14 protein-coding genes are annotated in these 15657 nt (G+C 64.5%); 1 reads left to right on the top strand and 13 read right to left on the bottom strand.

The window, feature by feature from the left end; all coding sequences use genetic code 11:
- The 13 genes from infB to miaB all read right to left on the bottom strand — a co-directional run bounded on the left by infB (nt 1) and on the right by miaB (nt 13943).
- Entirely contained in the window at nt 1–2568 is a 2568-nt protein-coding gene (gene infB, locus IPK75_07010) for a translation initiation factor IF-2 (protein ID MBK8198104.1), read from the bottom strand.
- Between the two features lie 55 nt (nt 2569–2623).
- The gene (locus IPK75_07005) at nt 2624–3307 is read right to left on the bottom strand and encodes an RNA-binding protein (protein ID MBK8198103.1); all 684 of its coding nucleotides are present in this window, start codon (nt 3305–3307) and stop codon (nt 2624–2626) included.
- Nucleotides 3282–5045: a transcription termination/antitermination protein NusA gene (gene nusA, locus IPK75_07000; GenBank protein ID MBK8198102.1), complete on the bottom strand. Its 1764-nt coding sequence runs from the start codon at nt 5043–5045 to the stop codon at nt 3282–3284. Before nusA ends, IPK75_07005 begins: the two co-directional genes overlap by 26 nt.
- Complete coding sequence (gene rimP, locus IPK75_06995) at nt 5042–5641, bottom strand: ribosome maturation factor RimP (protein ID MBK8198101.1); 600 nt, start codon at nt 5639–5641, stop codon at nt 5042–5044. The genes nusA and rimP overlap by 4 nt, the downstream gene beginning before the upstream one ends.
- Before the next feature lie 130 nt (nt 5642–5771).
- A complete protein-coding gene (locus IPK75_06990; protein ID MBK8198100.1) occupies nt 5772–6899 on the bottom strand; it encodes a hypothetical protein in 1128 nt (375 codons plus the stop codon).
- Nucleotides 6900–7028: 129 nt separating this feature from the next.
- Entirely contained in the window at nt 7029–7238 is a 210-nt protein-coding gene (locus tag IPK75_06985; GenBank protein MBK8198099.1) for a cold-shock protein, read from the bottom strand.
- 186 nt (nt 7239–7424) lie between these two features.
- A complete protein-coding gene (gene trmB, locus IPK75_06980) occupies nt 7425–8126 on the bottom strand; it encodes a tRNA (guanosine(46)-N7)-methyltransferase TrmB (GenBank protein MBK8198098.1) in 702 nt (233 codons plus the stop codon).
- A 10-nt stretch (nt 8127–8136) separates the two neighbouring features.
- The gene (locus IPK75_06975) at nt 8137–8559 is read right to left on the bottom strand and encodes a helix-turn-helix domain-containing protein (protein MBK8198097.1); all 423 of its coding nucleotides are present in this window, start codon (nt 8557–8559) and stop codon (nt 8137–8139) included.
- A gap of 45 nt (nt 8560–8604) precedes the next feature.
- The gene (lnt, locus tag IPK75_06970; GenBank protein ID MBK8198096.1) at nt 8605–10248 is read right to left on the bottom strand and encodes an apolipoprotein N-acyltransferase; all 1644 of its coding nucleotides are present in this window, start codon (nt 10246–10248) and stop codon (nt 8605–8607) included.
- A 6-nt stretch (nt 10249–10254) separates the two neighbouring features.
- Nucleotides 10255–11115: a CBS domain-containing protein gene (locus IPK75_06965; protein MBK8198095.1), complete on the bottom strand. Its 861-nt coding sequence runs from the start codon at nt 11113–11115 to the stop codon at nt 10255–10257.
- Nucleotides 11108–11575, bottom strand: coding sequence for an rRNA maturation RNase YbeY (ybeY, locus tag IPK75_06960; protein ID MBK8198094.1), 468 nt, complete (start codon nt 11573–11575; stop codon nt 11108–11110). Before ybeY ends, IPK75_06965 begins: the two co-directional genes overlap by 8 nt.
- Before the next feature lie 8 nt (nt 11576–11583).
- Nucleotides 11584–12570: a PhoH family protein gene (locus IPK75_06955; GenBank protein ID MBK8198093.1), complete on the bottom strand. Its 987-nt coding sequence runs from the start codon at nt 12568–12570 to the stop codon at nt 11584–11586.
- Entirely contained in the window at nt 12567–13943 is a 1377-nt protein-coding gene (gene miaB, locus IPK75_06950; GenBank protein ID MBK8198092.1) for a tRNA (N6-isopentenyl adenosine(37)-C2)-methylthiotransferase MiaB, read from the bottom strand. The genes IPK75_06955 and miaB overlap by 4 nt, the downstream gene beginning before the upstream one ends.
- Before the next feature lie 146 nt (nt 13944–14089).
- Between miaB and IPK75_06945 the strand changes: the two genes are divergently transcribed.
- Complete coding sequence (locus IPK75_06945; GenBank protein ID MBK8198091.1) at nt 14090–15640, top strand: alanine:cation symporter family protein; 1551 nt, start codon at nt 14090–14092, stop codon at nt 15638–15640.
- The last annotated feature ends 17 nt before the right edge of the window (nt 15641–15657 follow it).

Raw genomic sequence — 15657 nt, 5'->3', positions numbered from 1 at the left:
CTAAGCGAGCGTCCTTGCGATTTCCTCTACCTGGAAGCACTCGATCTTGTCGCCGACGCGGATGTCGTCATAGCGCTCGAACGCCATGCCGCACTCCATGCCTGCATTGACCTCGGACACTTCGTCCTTGAAGCGTTTCAACGTCTTCAGGCGGCCTTCGTGGATAACCACGTTGTCGCGCAGCAGACGCACGCCGCAGCCGCGAAGGACCTTGCCCTCGGAGATACGGCAACCGGCAACCTTGCCGACCTTGGTGATGTTGAACACTTCGAGGATGTCCGCGTAACCGAGGAAGGTTTCGCGTTTCTCCGGTGCGAGCATGCCCGACAGGGTCGACTTCACGTCCTCGATCAGGTCGTAGATGACCGAGTAGTAGCGGATCTCGACACCTTCGCGTTCGGCAAGGTCGCGCGCCTGCTTGTTGGCGCGGACGTTGAACGCAAAGATCGGCGCGTTGGAGGACCGGGCCAGCATGACATCCGACTCGGAGATTCCGCCGACAGCGCCGTGAATGACGCGGGCGCGGACTTCCTCGGTGGAGACCCGGTCGAGCGACATCGAGATGGCTTCCACCGATCCTTGCACGTCGGCTTTCAGCACCACCGGCATTTCGCTGGTTTCGATGGCGCCGTCCTTGAGACGGCTCATCAGCTGATCCAGCGAAGCGCGGGCCGCGACGTTGGCATTGCCGGCAATCTGGCGCTTGCTCCGCACACGGTATTCCGTGATCTCACGGGCACGCGACTCGCTGTCGACGACCACCATCGCGTCGCCCGGATCGGGCGCGCCGTCGAGACCGAGCACTTCCACCGGAAGCGACGGGCCGGCATCGGACAGCTGCTGGCCGCGCTCGTCGACGAGCGCGCGCACCTTGCCCCACTGGGCGCCGGCCACAACGATGTCGCCGCGCTTCAGCGTGCCGCGCTTGATCAGCACGGTGGCCACCGGGCCACGGCCCTTGTCGAGCTTGGATTCGATCACCACACCATCCGCTTCGCGGTTCGGGTTGGCTTTCAGTTCGAGCACTTCGGCCTGCAGCGAAATCGCGTCGGTGAGTTCGTCGAGCCCTTCACCGGTCTTCGCCGAGACTTTCACCGCCATCGTCACGCCGCCCATCGATTCGACCTGGATGTCGTGCTGGAGAAGGTCGGTCAGGACCTTGTCCGGGTTCGCATCATAAAGGTCGGTCTTGGTCACGGCGACGATGATCGGAACGCCGGCCGCCTTCGCGTGATTGATGGATTCGACTGTCTGCGGCATCACCGAATCATTGGCGGCGACCACGAGGACCGCAATGTCCGTCGCATTGGCGCCGCGCGCGCGCATGGCGGTGAACGCCGCGTGGCCGGGCGTGTCGAGGAAGGTGATCCGCTCGCCCGACTTCAGCTGCACCTGGTAAGCACCGATATGCTGGGTGATGCCGCCGGCCTCGCCGGAGACGACGTCGGTCTTGCGCAGCGCGTCCAGCAGCGAGGTCTTGCCGTGGTCGACGTGGCCCATGATCGTGACGATCGGCGGGCGGGGCTGAAGGTCGGTGTCATCGTCGGCAACGCCTTCGAGACCGATCTCGACGTCGGCTTCCGAAACGCGCTTCACGGTGTGGCCGAATTCGGCGGCGATCAGCTCGGCGGTGTCAGCATCGACGATGTCGTTGCCGCGCAGCATTTCGCCTTGCTTGAACATGAACTTCACAACGTCTGCGACGCGCTCGTTCATGCGCCCGGCGAGGTCCTGCAGCGTGATGGCTTCCGGAAGCGTGACTTCCATCGAAACCTTGTCGCGGCTGTCTGCGCCGCCCATCTTGCGTTCGCGTTCGCGTTCGCGGGCGCGGCGCACCGAGGCGAGCGAGCGCTGGCGGTCAGCGTCATCCCCGAGAGCCGAAGCGATGGTCAGCTTGCCCTGGCGGCGCGCACCGGCATCGCGGCTGCGGGCCGCGGCTTCGCGCGCGCGGTCACCGGCGCCGCGGTCATCCTTGACCACCTTGCCGCCGCGTTTGACGCGTCCGGCCTCGTCGTCTGCAGGAACTGCAGCTGCCGGGGCAGCGCCGTCTGCGCGCGGACGGGACTTGGCGGGGCGTTCACCGGCGCGCTCAGGCGGCGCGGCGAGCGCGGCTGCTTCGGCTGCCTTGCGGGCTTCCTCTTCGGCCTTGCGGCGGGCTTCGGCCTCTTCGCGCTCGCGGGCTTCCTGGACCTTGCGCTCCTGTTCGGTGCGCAGACGGTCCTGCGAGGCCTTTTCCTTCTCGAGGTCCTTGGCGCGGGCGGACTCTTCGGACTTGCGCTGGTCAAGAACCTTCTGGCGCGCTTTCAGCTCGTTGACGGTAATGCCGAGCTTCGCCGCGAGGGCGACCAGCTTGGCTTCCATCGACGCGGCAGCGTCAGCAGCCGGATCCGGCGCCTGAGGCGTGCCGGGGGCGCCGCCTACCGTGACCGGACGGCGTTTCTTGGTTTCAACGACCACCTGCTTGGAGCGGCCGTGGCTGAAACTCTGCTTCACCGTGCCGGAGGTTTTCCGCACGACGGTCAGCGGTTTGCGGCCACCGGAATTGTCTTGATCGTCTTTGTCGCTCATTCGTCCTACATATCACATTCTGAGCCCGGCCGCCCATGCAGCCCGGCAGATTCCGTTATCGGTCCGGTCCTGGGAACCAGTCGAGTTCAGGGGCCAGGCGAAAGCCGGTGAGACGCCGGTAGGCGGTTTCCCAGTTCTTCGCGATGGCGCCCCTGCGGACGAGGCCGTGTATCACACGGTCACGCCCGAAAGCCATGCCCAATTCCTGCGCACTCAGCGCGCCGGCCACTTTCACGTCGCTATATATGGCTTTCGCCAGAAAATACACCTTCTTGCGGCCATCCTCTGCACCGTCAGAAGCTTCCAGCAGGAAAGCGGGCTCGGCACTGCGGAGCGCATCGCGCACCTGGTCATGTCCCTGGATTGCCTGCCCTGCCTTACGGGCAAGACCCAGCAGCTCGACGCACCGCTTCACAAGCAGCCGCTCGGTGAGATCCGACAAGCCGTCCGGCACAGTCACGGCGGACTTGAACCCGCGTGCGAATGCGCCTTTCGCGGCGGCTGTGTCGACATGCCGGCGTTCCGACGACACCCAGACGCCGCGGCCCGGAAGGCGGGCGGCGATATCCGGCGTGACCACATTGTCCGGCGACAGAACAAAGCGCAGCATCGCCTCGCGCGGGAGGCGCTCGCGGGTCACCGCACACTGGCGCTCAGGCGATGCCGAAGCATCGCCGTCGTCGCCGTCCTCATTTTCCGGGATCAGGCCGGGATCACTGCTCGGGTACGGCTTCTTCATCGCCGCCCTCCGTCTGCAGGTCTGAAATGTCGATGCCGAGTTCCTCGGCGAGCGCATCTTCGTCGTCGTCGTCAGAATTGCCGAGTTCGCCGAGGGCGAGCAGCGCGCGCTCTTCCTCGGTGAGTTCCGGCGCTTCTTCGCCGCCTTGCTGCGCGATCAGCGCGTCTACGGCTTCCTGTTCGATCCAGCCCGCGATGACGCGCGCCTTCATGATGAACATCTGCGCGTCGTCCTTGCGCATTTCGCCCTTCTTCAGGATGCCCTCGACCCAGACCGGTTTGCCATCGGGGCCAGGCTCGCGGTAGCCGGTGATGTCGTCCGGGACGAGGCCGGCAACGTCTTCCACCGTCTTCACGCCCTGCTCGCCAAGCTTCACGGCGAAGGACGGCGTCATGCCTTCGAGATCCATGACCTCGTCCTCGACGCCGAGTTCGCGGCGCTTCGCATCGTTCTCGGCGGCGAGCTGTTCAAGATAGTCGCGGGCGCGTTCCTGCAGTTCCTCGGCGACGTCCTTGTCGAAGCCTTCGATGGTGATGAAGTCTTCCGGCGCGACAAAGGCGATCTCCTCGACCGACTCGAAGCCTTCAGAGGCAAGGAGCTGGGCGAGCGTTTCGTCCGCATCCAGAGCTTTCATGAAGAGGTCGGTACGCTCCTGGAATTCCTTCTGGTAGCGCTCGGAGTCGGCCGACTCGGTGATCAGGTCGATCTGCCAACCGGTCAGCTGCGAAGCGAGGCGCACGTTCTGGCCGCGGCGGCCGATGGCCAGCGGGAACTGGTCGTCGGCCACGACGACTTCGACGCGGCGCTCGTCTTCGTCGAGCACCACTTTCGAGACTTCTGCCGGCTGCAGCGCGTTCACGATGAACGTGGCGGCGTCATAATTCCACGGGATGATGTCGATCTTCTCGCCCGAAAGCTCGCCGACAACTGCCTGAACGCGCGCACCGCGCATACCGACGCAGGCGCCGACGGGATCAATGGAGGAGTCGTTCGAGATCACGCCGATCTTGGCGCGCGAACCCGGATCGCGGGCACAGGCCTTGATCTGGATGACGCCTTCGTAGACTTCCGGCACTTCCTGGGCGAACAGCTTGCGCATGAAGTCCGGCGCGGCGCGCGACAGGAAGATCTGCGGGCCTTTCAGCTCGCGGCTGACCTTGTAGAGGTAAGCGCGGACGCGGTCGTTCGGCTGGAAGTTCTCGCGCGGGATGCCGTCGTTGCGGCGGATGATGCCTTCGGCTCGGCCAAGGTCGACGATGACGTGGCCGTATTCGACGCGCTTGACGATGCCGTTGATGACTTCGCCGACGCGGTCCTTGTATTCATTGTACTGACGCTCGCGCTCGGCATCGCGCACCTTCTGCGTGATGACCTGCTTGGCGGTCTGGGCGGCAACACGGCCGAAATCGAACGGCGGTAGCTCTTCCTTCAGTTCGCTGCCGACTTCGAGCGACGCGTCGATCTTCTTCGCCTCGGCAAGGCGCAGCTGCTTGGCTTCGTCTTCAAACGCTTCGTCGGCGACGACCGTCTGCACGCGCCACAGCGTCTGTTCGCCGGTCGCGGGATCGATCTTGGCGCGGATGTCGTGCTCCTGGCCATACTTCGCCTTGGCAGCTTTCTCGATGGCTTCCTGCATCGCTTCGATCACGATGCGCTGGTCGATCGATTTCTCTTCCGCGACCGCCTTGGCGATCTGCAGGATTTCAAGCCGGTTGGCGGACACGCCTACGGTGGTCATTGGAGATCTCCTGTCTCTTCTTCGTCTGTGTCGTCTTCTGTCTCGTCGATCTCGAAATCGGCGAGGTCGTCATCTTCATCCGGCTGCGGCGGCAGGTTGCCACTGGCACGCGCGGCCTCGATCAGTTCGTCGGTCAGCACAAGGCTCGCCCGGCTCATCTCGTGGACGGCGGCGACCAGTTCGGTCTCGTCGTCGAGTTCGATATGTACCCCGTCGTCGCCTTCCGACACGATGGTGCCGGTGAAGCGGCGCCGGCCGTCAATCGGGCGCGCCAGTTCGACCCGGGCGGCATGGCCGATCCAGCGGCCGAAGTCGCCGGGGCGGGTCAGCGGCCGGTCGATGCCCGGCGTGGACACTTCGAGGATATAGGCTTCCGAGATCGGGTCTGCCTCTTCGAGCACGGGCCCCATCGCCCGGCTCAGGCGCGCGCAATCCTCGACATCGGTCGGCGCGCCCCCTGCCCGCTCCGCCATCACCTGCAGGTGAGGCCGGCGCCCGCCGGTCACCCGCACGCGGACGATCTCCATGTGCAGGCCATCCGCGACGGGGCGGATGATGTCCAGCAGGCGGCGTTCCTGTTCGGTCAGAGCGATCATGCGAGGGCGGGCGGGTCCCGGATAAAGAAAAACGGCGGACCCGTTTCCGGACCCGCCGCCGATATATTTCGACTTGGCGGCTAAATAGTCCCGAACGTGCCTTCTGTCGAGGGGGATTGTGTCGAGGGCCTCAGCCGCCACGTAGCGTGCGGACGATTAGAGTCAGGACCCCCGTTTCGGCGTCGAGAGCGCAGTTCGCCGTTGCGGGGTCCTCCTGCGGCTCAAACCTCCATCTTGCTATCCGGCTCTCGGCTTGCTCTGGAGTGAGGCCCGAACGGGGCAAGGCTGCGATGATTTCCGGATTGATCACCTCGCCGTTTCGCAACGAGAATTTGATCACGAATGCACCAAAAGACGCGTATCCACCCGGAAGGATGGGCTCCTTGTCAAAATCCGCAGCAATGAGGTGCCCGTCGCAAACCCGCAAACCCTTCGTGACGGTCCGCGGAGGCAGAGGCCGATCCCCAGTGTATTCAAGTTTCAGCATCGCTTCTGCGTCTGCTCTTGAGAGATAATCGCGCCCTTCGCTCTCGAGGCGCGCCCGAATCAATTCTGCCCAGCCTGTCGCTTCCCAATAACTGCGCTCCACCCAGTCAGTATGAGAATCCGGCGAATCCAGCAGACGGCGCGCCAGCTCGCCCGAAGCGCGCACAACAGTTTCAATCTGACTGGAGCGGGGCCGTATCTCGTACTCAGCTGAGATCTGCACAAACAAAGATTCATAATAATACTCAGCGTACGGCTCGCCGCCTCTGCCGAAGTGAAGATGGGCGCGACTCGCCCATTCTGCGGTTGCCTTGGAATCTCGAACCAGCTGGCTTTGGCTATACAACTCACGGAATGCAGAAAGTGTCAGATCCGTTGGCTCGCTCGCCTCTACCAAGCTCAGGGCCTCGGCAAGCGCACGCTTTGACTTCTTGGAGACCTTGACTCGGTACTCGGCAAAGGGCGCTAGCACGACTGCGTCAATCGGCGCATCGCTGCGCGTTGCAGCAAATTTGCCCGGCTTTATCGCATCCCTGCAGCTGAAATTGATACAAAGCAGCCAGCCAGCAGAGTACGCGATACGACCTGCTTCAGGATCTTCGGGATGCGCCATTGCGGACGCCGCAAGTTGCCGTGCGGCCGTTATCACTTGCTGACGACTCCCCGATGCCTTGGCGGCTTCCAGAGCTTGAAGGTCTCCTGACGGCACCTGCGCCATCGCTGAGCAGACGGCGCTCAGTCCGATGAACAAGCTGACCAAGGTTCGCCGCATGGATTTCCTCAACAATCGGTGTCAACCTTATGTTGATCCATGCATGGGCGGTCAACTCTCCTTTGGTCAAACAAAAGCGGCGGCCAGGAGAACCGGCCGCCGCTTCCTGACCCCTCGGGGGCCCGAGACTTAGAGGACTTTCAGGTCCACAGCCGAGGTCTTGCCGCGGCGTTCGTCCTTGTGCAGTTCATACGAGATGGCCTGGTTCTCGGCCAGCGTACGCAGGCCCGAGCGCTCAACAGCCGAGATGTGTACGAAAACGTCCGCACCACCCTCGTCCGGCTTGATGAAGCCGAAGCCCTTTTGGTCGTTGAACCACTTAACTTTTCCGGTTGCCATACTGGCCTTCCTTTACCGTTACCGGGCCGCAGCAGCCGCGGGATTGCGACAGGCTGGTGCCCATCGAAAACGGGGGAGGGAAAGTCATTGCCGTCGGTCTGACGGGGTCTTGATATTCAGACCGACCGGTTTCGATGGCCGCCAAAAGCGCATGAATTGCCCGAAATGTCAAGATTATCCACAGGCTCAGATGCGGAGGAAGTCGTACCAGACCGGGTCACAATCGCCGAGTTTCTTGGTCTCGTAGCGGGTCGTGACATGGTCCGCCGGCGGACGGCGCCAGTCATCCGCCCGCGCCGCCAGCCAGTCGAAACCGCCATGCGCGAGGAACGTGAGGAGCGCTTCATCCGCATAGCTCGCGACATCTGTGGCGAACCGGACTTGCCCGCCGGGCGCCAAAATCCGGTGCAGGGCCGCCACGAGATCCGGCTGGACAAGCCGGCGTTTCTGCTGCCGGCGCTTCGGCCAGGGGTCCGGGAAGAGGATGAACACGCGACCGATCGAGGCGTCCGGCAGCGCATCGACCAGCTTTCGCGCATCATCCGGCCAGAGACGGATATTGGCGAGTGCATTGTCCTCGATACCCGCAATCGCCTTGGCGACACCTTCGACGAACGGCTCGCAGCCTATGATGCCCGTCTCCAGGTGCGCCTTCGCCTGCGCGACCATGTGCTCGCCGCCGCCAAAGCCGATTTCCAGCCAGACGTTTCGCGCCGCAGCGAACAGGCCGCGCGGATCGGTGCCCGGCACTAACGGCTCGGGAATGCGCCAGTGCGAAAGTCGGGTGTCGATCAGCGTCTGCTGGCGGGGCGACAACGCGCGCCCGCCTGTGCGGCCGAACGTGCGGATCGGGCGATCCCTCAACGCGTCGCGCTCACCGGAAGCCATGGCCTGCCGCTCAGTCCTGGCTGGAGCGGGTGTCGAAGGCGGTCGCGGCGGCGCGCACCGTGTTCAGCAGCGACTTGCGCAGCGACATGTCTTCGATCTTCTGGAAGGCGGAAATCAGCTCCAGCGTTTCCGGCGTCATCACCGGCGCATGCGGCTCGTCCTCGTCCTCGGCGAACTCGGCATGTTCGGCTTCGAGAAACTCCTCGGCGCCTTCGAAGAAATAGCTGATTGGCACGCCCAGCACGCCGGCGATCTCGTACAGCCGGCCAGCCGAGACACGGTTCACACCCTTCTCGTATTTCTGGACTTGCTGGAATGTGAGCTCGAGCAATTCACCGAGGCGTTCCTGCGTCAGTTTGAGTTCGCGCCGCCGCCAACGGATGCGCTGGCCGACGACGCGGTCAATCCCGCTCGGAAGTTTGCTGTCGGTCATTGTTCAACCCGATCCTCGTGCGACGTCTGGGCCCTGTGAATGGGCTTAACGCCTCCAGCTGATGAAGGCCAGCGCTGCAAAGAGGCAGAGACTGAACCAGAAGAGCCCAGCACCAAGCCGCGTCTGGAACACGGTAACGGGGGCCGGTTCCGGGATGCGGTCACGGCCATAGGTCGAGGCCCACCCTTCCGGCGCGGTTTCGGCCGGGCCGGTACGCATCGTTTCGCGGCCATAGCCGTCAACGATGCCGGATACGCCCCTGTTTGCGGAACGCACGAGCGGCAGACCGGTTTCGATCGAACGGTAGCGGTTCTGCGCGTAGTGCTGGGCCGGGCCCATGCCGCCGCCGAACCAGGCATCGTTCGACACGAGGACGATCCATTGCGCCCGGTCGGTCTCGTTCGCCTTGCGGGTGATTTCAGGGAAAAGACCCTCGTAGCAGATCAGCGCCACGAACGGCGGCATCGTGCCGGTATCGATCGCGGTCGGGCCTGCGCCCGGGCGAAAGCCCGAAGCGGCGAGGCGCTGCGTGGTGGGCGGCAGGAATGCCGCAAGCTGACGGCCGAACGGGATGAAGTCCACGGCGGCGAGCTCGCCGAACGGCACCAGCCGATGCTTGTCGTAGAGCGAGATCGGGCCGGTCTTGTTGGCCTCCGCATCGAGCACTGCCAGGCTATTGTAGTAGACCGGAGTGTCTTCCGAGAACCATTCGTAGCGCGTCGCGCCAACGATCAGCGTGCGCTCGCCGATATAGTACGAGACCGCGTCCAGCGACGCGGATTCCTGTAGCAGGAATCCGGGAACGGCACCCTCCGGCCATAACACGATGTCGCCGGGCCGGCTGTCGGGATAGGTCAGCATGCGGATGTATTCGTCGAGCACGACGCCCGGCTCCATCCGGTCCCAGTCGGCTTGCGGAACGCCGGCGTCCATGATCACCACATTCTGGTCGGTCAGCGGCGACGGGGCTGCAATCCGCTCTGCGCCCCAGGCCCATCCGAAGGCGAGCAGCAGGACGGCCGCGAAAGACGGCGCGAGACGCAGGCCAAGCCCGCGCATGTCGCGCGTATCGACAAGGGCGGCCGGCGCGGACATGACAAACACCGTGAGCAGCGTCAGCCAGTAAACCCCGCCCAGCGAAGCCGCCTGAGAAAAGGCGCCGCCGGGCACCCAGGTCGTGCCGGGCAGGTTCCAGGGAAAGCCGCCGAACAGGTGACCACGTATCCATTCGGCGAGCGCAAAAAAGAGCGCGAAGATGAAGATGCGCGACGGCGAAGCCGACCAGAAGGCCCCGGCCATGGCCGCGCAGGCGCCCCAGATCAGGCCCATGCCGGCGGGCAGCACGATCAGCGGCAGCCAGATGAAGATCAGGCTTTCCTCAGGGTTCACGAGGAACGGCAGCGCGGTCCAGTGCATGCTGACGAGAAAGAATCCCGATCCGAAGGCCCAACCGCGCAGCGCGACCTGGCGGCCCCAGCGCTTGTGCGCACGCGCGCCGTCGATCATCCAGACCAGCGCCGTGAACGACACCGCCAAAACGACACTGAAATGGAACGGTGCAAAGGCGAACGCCGCCAGCGCGCCAAACAGCGCTGCGGCACCAGCCGCTGTCCAGCCGGTCAGGCGCGCAAGGGACTCGTGCAGCGGCCCCAGGGCCGTGAAGCCGTGGCTGCGAACCTCAGTGGACATGCAACTCTACTCCTCGGGAGACGGCGAAGCGGGCAATTCGGGAAGGCGAAGCTTGAGGCGCCGGATCCGGCGCGTATCGGCTTCCATGATTTCCAGTTCGGCGCCGCTGGGGTGGCGCAGGATCTCGCCGCGCAGCGGCACCTTGCCGGCGAGCGCCACGGCAATGCCGCCCAGCGTGTCGATCTCGGCATCGCTGTCGGCAAGGCCCAGATCCACGCCGGACTCTTCTGCGAATTCGTCGACTTCCATCCGCGCGTCGGCTTCCCAGACGCGCGCGCTGCGGCGCAGGAACATCGGCTCGTCGTCGTCGTGCTCGTCCTCGATGTCACCCACGATCACCTCAACGAGGTCTTCGAGCGTGAGCAGGCCATCCGTGCCGCCATACTCGTCGACCACAAGGGCAAGGTGGATCCGCGTCGCCTGCATCTTCACCAGCAGATCCGTCAGCTTCATCGACGGCGGCACATAGAGGACTTCGCGGTGCAGGCGTTCGAGCGGGCGTTTCGGCGGCGGCGTATCCTTCGCCAGTTCGGTGACGACATCCTTGATGTGGACAAACCCGATCGGGTCATCGAGCGTTTCGCGGAAAACCGGCAGGCGCGAATGGGTCACTTCCGCAAAGAATTTCAGGAGCTCCGGCAGCTCGGTGCCGGCTTCGACGGCCTTGATCTCGGCTCGCGGCACCATGACGTCATAGACGCGCAGCTGTTCGAACTCGGCGACACGCAGGCGCATGACTTGCGGCGCGCCTTCGCCCGCCGGATCAGCCACTTCTGCGGCAGGGGCCGGAGCGGGCTTGCGGCGGACGCCGAAAAGCCCGCGGATCCGGCCAGCGGGCGCCGTATCGGAGGGGTCAGAATCACTCATCGGGGACTGTGTCGCTCAAAAGGTAGGGATTGGCGATACCAAGCGATGCCAGTGCCCGTATCTCCTTGTCTTCCATGATTGCGGCTTCGGCCGGCGTCTCATGGTCATGGCCGAGCAGGTGCAGGTAACCGTGGATCAGCAGGTGCGTAAGGTGATCGGCCATAGCCTTGCCCTGCGCGGACGCATCCCGCGCGGCCACGCCGTGCGCCACCGCGATGTCGCCGAGCAAGGGCCGGTCCATCTCGGTCGCCGGAAATGACAGGACGTCCGTCGGCTTGTCCTTGCTCCGGAAGTCCCGGTTCAACTGCTGCAGTTCGGCGTCGTCGGTCAGCAGCAGGGACACGAGGCCCTCGGCCGCCTCTTCGGCGGCGGCGGCCGCAAAAGCCCTGCGACTCAATGCGCCGAGATCCCCGAGGGCGGACCACTCCTCCCCTTCCACGATCAATGCGACATCAATCATGTGCTTGCTCAGCTTTCGCCTGCCGCCGCATAGGCGTCGATGATGCGGCTGACGAGACCGTGTCGCACGACATCGGCTGCGGTCAACCGGTGCACGGCAATCCCCTCGACATCGCCGAGGATTTTCAGGGCATGCTTGAGCCCCGAGCCCTGGCTACCAGGAAGGTCGACCTGGTCCGGATCGCCCGTCACAACCATGCGGCTGTCCCGGCCGAGCCGCGTCAGGACCATCTTCATCTGGGCAATGGTGGTGTTCTGGGCTTCGTCGACGATCACGAAGGCATTCTTCAATGTACGGCCGCGCATGAACGCGATCGGAGCCACTTCGATCTCGCCGCGCTGCATGCGGCGCTCCATCTGCTCCTGGCCCATCAGCTCGCGCAGTGAGTCCCAGATCGGCAGCATGTAGGGATCGACCTTTTCTTCCAGCGTGCCCGGCAGGAAGCCGAGCTTCTCGCCGGCCTCCACCGCTGGCCGCGTCACGATCAGGCGCTGGCGCAGGCCGGCTTGCAGTTCCGCGACGCCGGTTGCGACCGCAAGGTAAGTCTTGCCGGTGCCGGCGGGCCCGACGCCAAAAATAAGGGCGTTCTCTGCGTTCGACAGCAGGTCGATATATCGCGCCTGGCCGCGCGTCATGGCGGTGACGGGCTTCTTCAGGCCTTTCAGCCCGGCAAAGGACTGCGAAGGCGATTGCGCGGCGGCGAGGGCGCCGTCGAGTTCCATCTCTGTCGGCTCGGCGCCGTTCTTCAGCCGGCGTTCGAATTCCGCAAGCGCCGCTTCAGCAATCGAGACGCCTTCCTCGGCGCCGTCGAGCTTGATGCCTCCCCCCTGGCTTTCGGCGCGCAGGCCGAAGGGCTTCAGCCGGGTTTCGAGCAAGGCGAGGTTGCGATGATGCGGCCCGCACAGATCCCGCAAGCGCTCGGCCTGCGCAACCGGATAGACACGGCTGGTCGCGGTATTGTCCTGTTTGGCGGAAGGAGGACGCTTGGCGCTCACTGAGCGGGCTCGCGCGCACGCACCAGTTCACCGGTCAGTGAATTCAGGCTTCCCGAAACGATCTTCACGTCGACCAACGCATTCATCAGCGTGTCGTTGCCGTCGAAATGGACCGCCTGGAGATAGGGCGAGCGGCCATGCATCTGGCCGGGATTGCGCCCTTTGCCTGTGACCAGCACGGGCAACGTGCGGCCGATCTGGGACTGGTTGAATGCCGTCTGCTGGTCGCGCAGCAGCGACTGCAGGGCCTGCAGGCGGGCGTCCTTGACCTCTTCCGGCACTTGCAGCGCCATGCCGGCGGCCGGCGTACCGGGGCGCTGCGAATACTTGAATGAGTAGGCGATCGCGTAGCCGATATCTCGCACCAGCTGCATTGTGGCTTCGAAATCGGCGTCGCTTTCACCCGGAAAGCCTACGATGAAATCCGACGCGATGGCGATGCCGGGGCACGCCTCGCGGACAGCCGCTATGATGTCGCGGTACTCAGCAGCGGAATGGCCCCGGTTCATGGCCTTCAGCACACGGTCGGATCCCGACTGCACCGGCAGGTGCAGGAACGGCATCATCGCGGAGGTATCGCCGTGGGCGGCGATCAGGTCGGCGTCCATGTCGCGCGGATGGCTGGTCGTGTAGCGGATACGCTCGATGCCGCCAATCTTCGCCAGATGGCGCACGAGCCGGCCGAGGTTCCAGTCATCGCCGCCCTCAAGGCGCGGCGCGGCGCCGTGGAAGGCGTTGACGTTCTGGCCGAGCAGGGTGATTTCGCGCACGCCCTTCGCCGCGAGATCGCGGACTTCCGCGACAATGTCATCGACATTGCGCGAGATTTCGGCGCCGCGTGTATAGGGCACGACGCAGAAGGTGCAGAACTTGTCGCAACCTTCCTGCACGGAGACAAAAGCCGTGGGACCATCGGGTTCGCGTGTTTTCGGCAGAGCATCGAACTTCTCAACCGTATCGAACTCGGTCTCCAGCCGGTCACCCACGGCGCGGCTTGCACGGGCGATCATTTCGGGCAGCTTGTGGTAGGCCTGCGGGCCGAGCACGAGATCGACGGCCGGCTGGCGCCGGATGATTTCAGCGCCTTCGGCCTGCGCGACGCAGCCTGCCACGGCGATGGTCATGCGCCCGCCGGAGGCCTCCTTCAGCCGCTTCAGGCGTCCAAGCTCGGAATAAACCTTCTCGGTCGCTTTTTCGCGGATATGGCAGGTGTTGATGACCACGAGGTCCGCGCCTTCCGGAGCCTCCACCGGCGCATAGCCGAGAGGCTTCAGCACATCGCGGATGCGCTCGGAATCATACACGTTCATCTGGCAGCCATGGGTCCTGATAAACAGGCCCTTCAGGGGCTTGGCGTCGGGGGCAGCAGTCATCGAGCGGCTTATGCCTCAAATGAGGGCAGTCTGAAAGAACCTTCCTCAATCCGCTCGCCTCGCGGCAATCAACGCCTTCACAGCCCGGCAAAGCCGGTTAGGGTGCCCCCAAATTGACACTTTCGGCGGCGGGGAGGCCCCTCACAATGTTCCAGGAATTCATCACGTCGCTTGAGGCGCATGTTGTCAATGTCAGCGGTTTCCTATGGGGCGGCGAATGGAACGGTGCGCAGCTGTTGCCGGTCGCGCCGCTGGTCGTGCTGCTTCTGGGCACCGGCATCTTCTTCATGATCCGCATCGGCTTCCGGCCGATCCTCCGGCTGGGCCCGGCCATCGGCGAGGTCTGGGCGGGCCGGAAGGGCAATGGCGACCCGAGCGCCATCACCCCGTTCCAGGCGTTGACGACCGCGCTGTCCGGACAGGTCGGCACCGGCAATATCGTTGGCGTTGCAACCGCCATCACCCTTGGCGGGCCGGGCGCCGTGTTCTGGATGTGGGTGACCGCTGTGCTGGGCATGGCGCTGGCCTTCGCGGAAAGCTCTCTGGCCCTCAAATACCGTGAACGCGACGAGTATGGTCGGCTAAACGGCGGCCCGATGTATTACATCACCAACGGCCTCGGTAAGAACTGGAAGTGGCTGGCCGTCCTCTTCTGCATCGGCACGATCATCTCGGCCACGGCCACCGGCGGGATGATCCAGGCCAACGGCATGACCCAGAACATCATGGCCGAGCTGCAGCCCTTCAATATCAACCTGCCCACCTGGGCGATCGGAATGGTCGTCGCTGCGCTGGTCTTCGTCATCATCGTGGGCGGCATCAAGTCGATCGGTAGCGTCGCCGAGAAGCTCGTTCCGGCGATGGCGATCCTCTACGTCGCCATGTGCCTCGTCGTGCTTGGCCTCAACGTGCAGGAGCTGCCGCACGCGTTCGGCATGATCTTCGCCTCGGCCTTCGGTCTCCAGCAGGCGGCCGGCGGCCTCGCCGGATATGCCGTATTGTCAGCCATCCGGTTCGGCGTCGCCCGCGGTCTCTTCTCGAACGAAGCGGGCCAGGGCTCGGCGCCAATCGCGCACGCAGCCTCCCAGATGAGGAACCCGGCCCGTCAGGGCGAGATTGCGATGATCGGCGTTTTCGTCGACACGCTCGTGATCTGCACGATGACAGCGCTTGTGATCATCACGGCGGAAGGCACCTTCGCCACGGCGCCGCAATTCCTGGCGAACGCAGACATGGTCGCCGCAGGTCTCGGTGAGACGACTTCGCACCTCTGGCTGGCGGAAGGTTCCAACCCCGCCACGCTCACCAACCGCGCCTTCACGGACGCCCTGCCCGGTCCGGTCGGCGGCTGGATCGTGACGCTCTGCCTGACACTGTTCGCCTTCACGACCATCATCGGCTGGTCCTACTACGCCGAACAGGCGGTGACGTTCCTGATCGGGGAATGGGCCACCAAACCATTCCGGTATGTCTGGTGCGTTGTCATCTTCATCGGCGCGATCGCGCAGGTGAATCTCGTCTGGATGTTCGGCGACATTGCCAACGCCACGATGGCCGTGCCCAACCTGATCGCGATCCTGGCGCTCTCCGGCGTGGTGATCGCCATCCACCGGGCGAACGGCGATCCCGACACGGCGACCGGCGACAGCGAGATTCCGCTGTCGGCGAAAGCGGCCGCCAGCGCGCCGGCCGAATAGGCCGGGCGCGGGCCGTC

The sequence above is a fragment of the Acidobacteriota bacterium genome, assembly GCA_016712445.1.
Lineage (GTDB): Bacteria > Pseudomonadota > Alphaproteobacteria > Caulobacterales > Hyphomonadaceae > Hyphomonas.
This window is presented reverse-complemented; position numbering and strand designations above follow the sequence as displayed.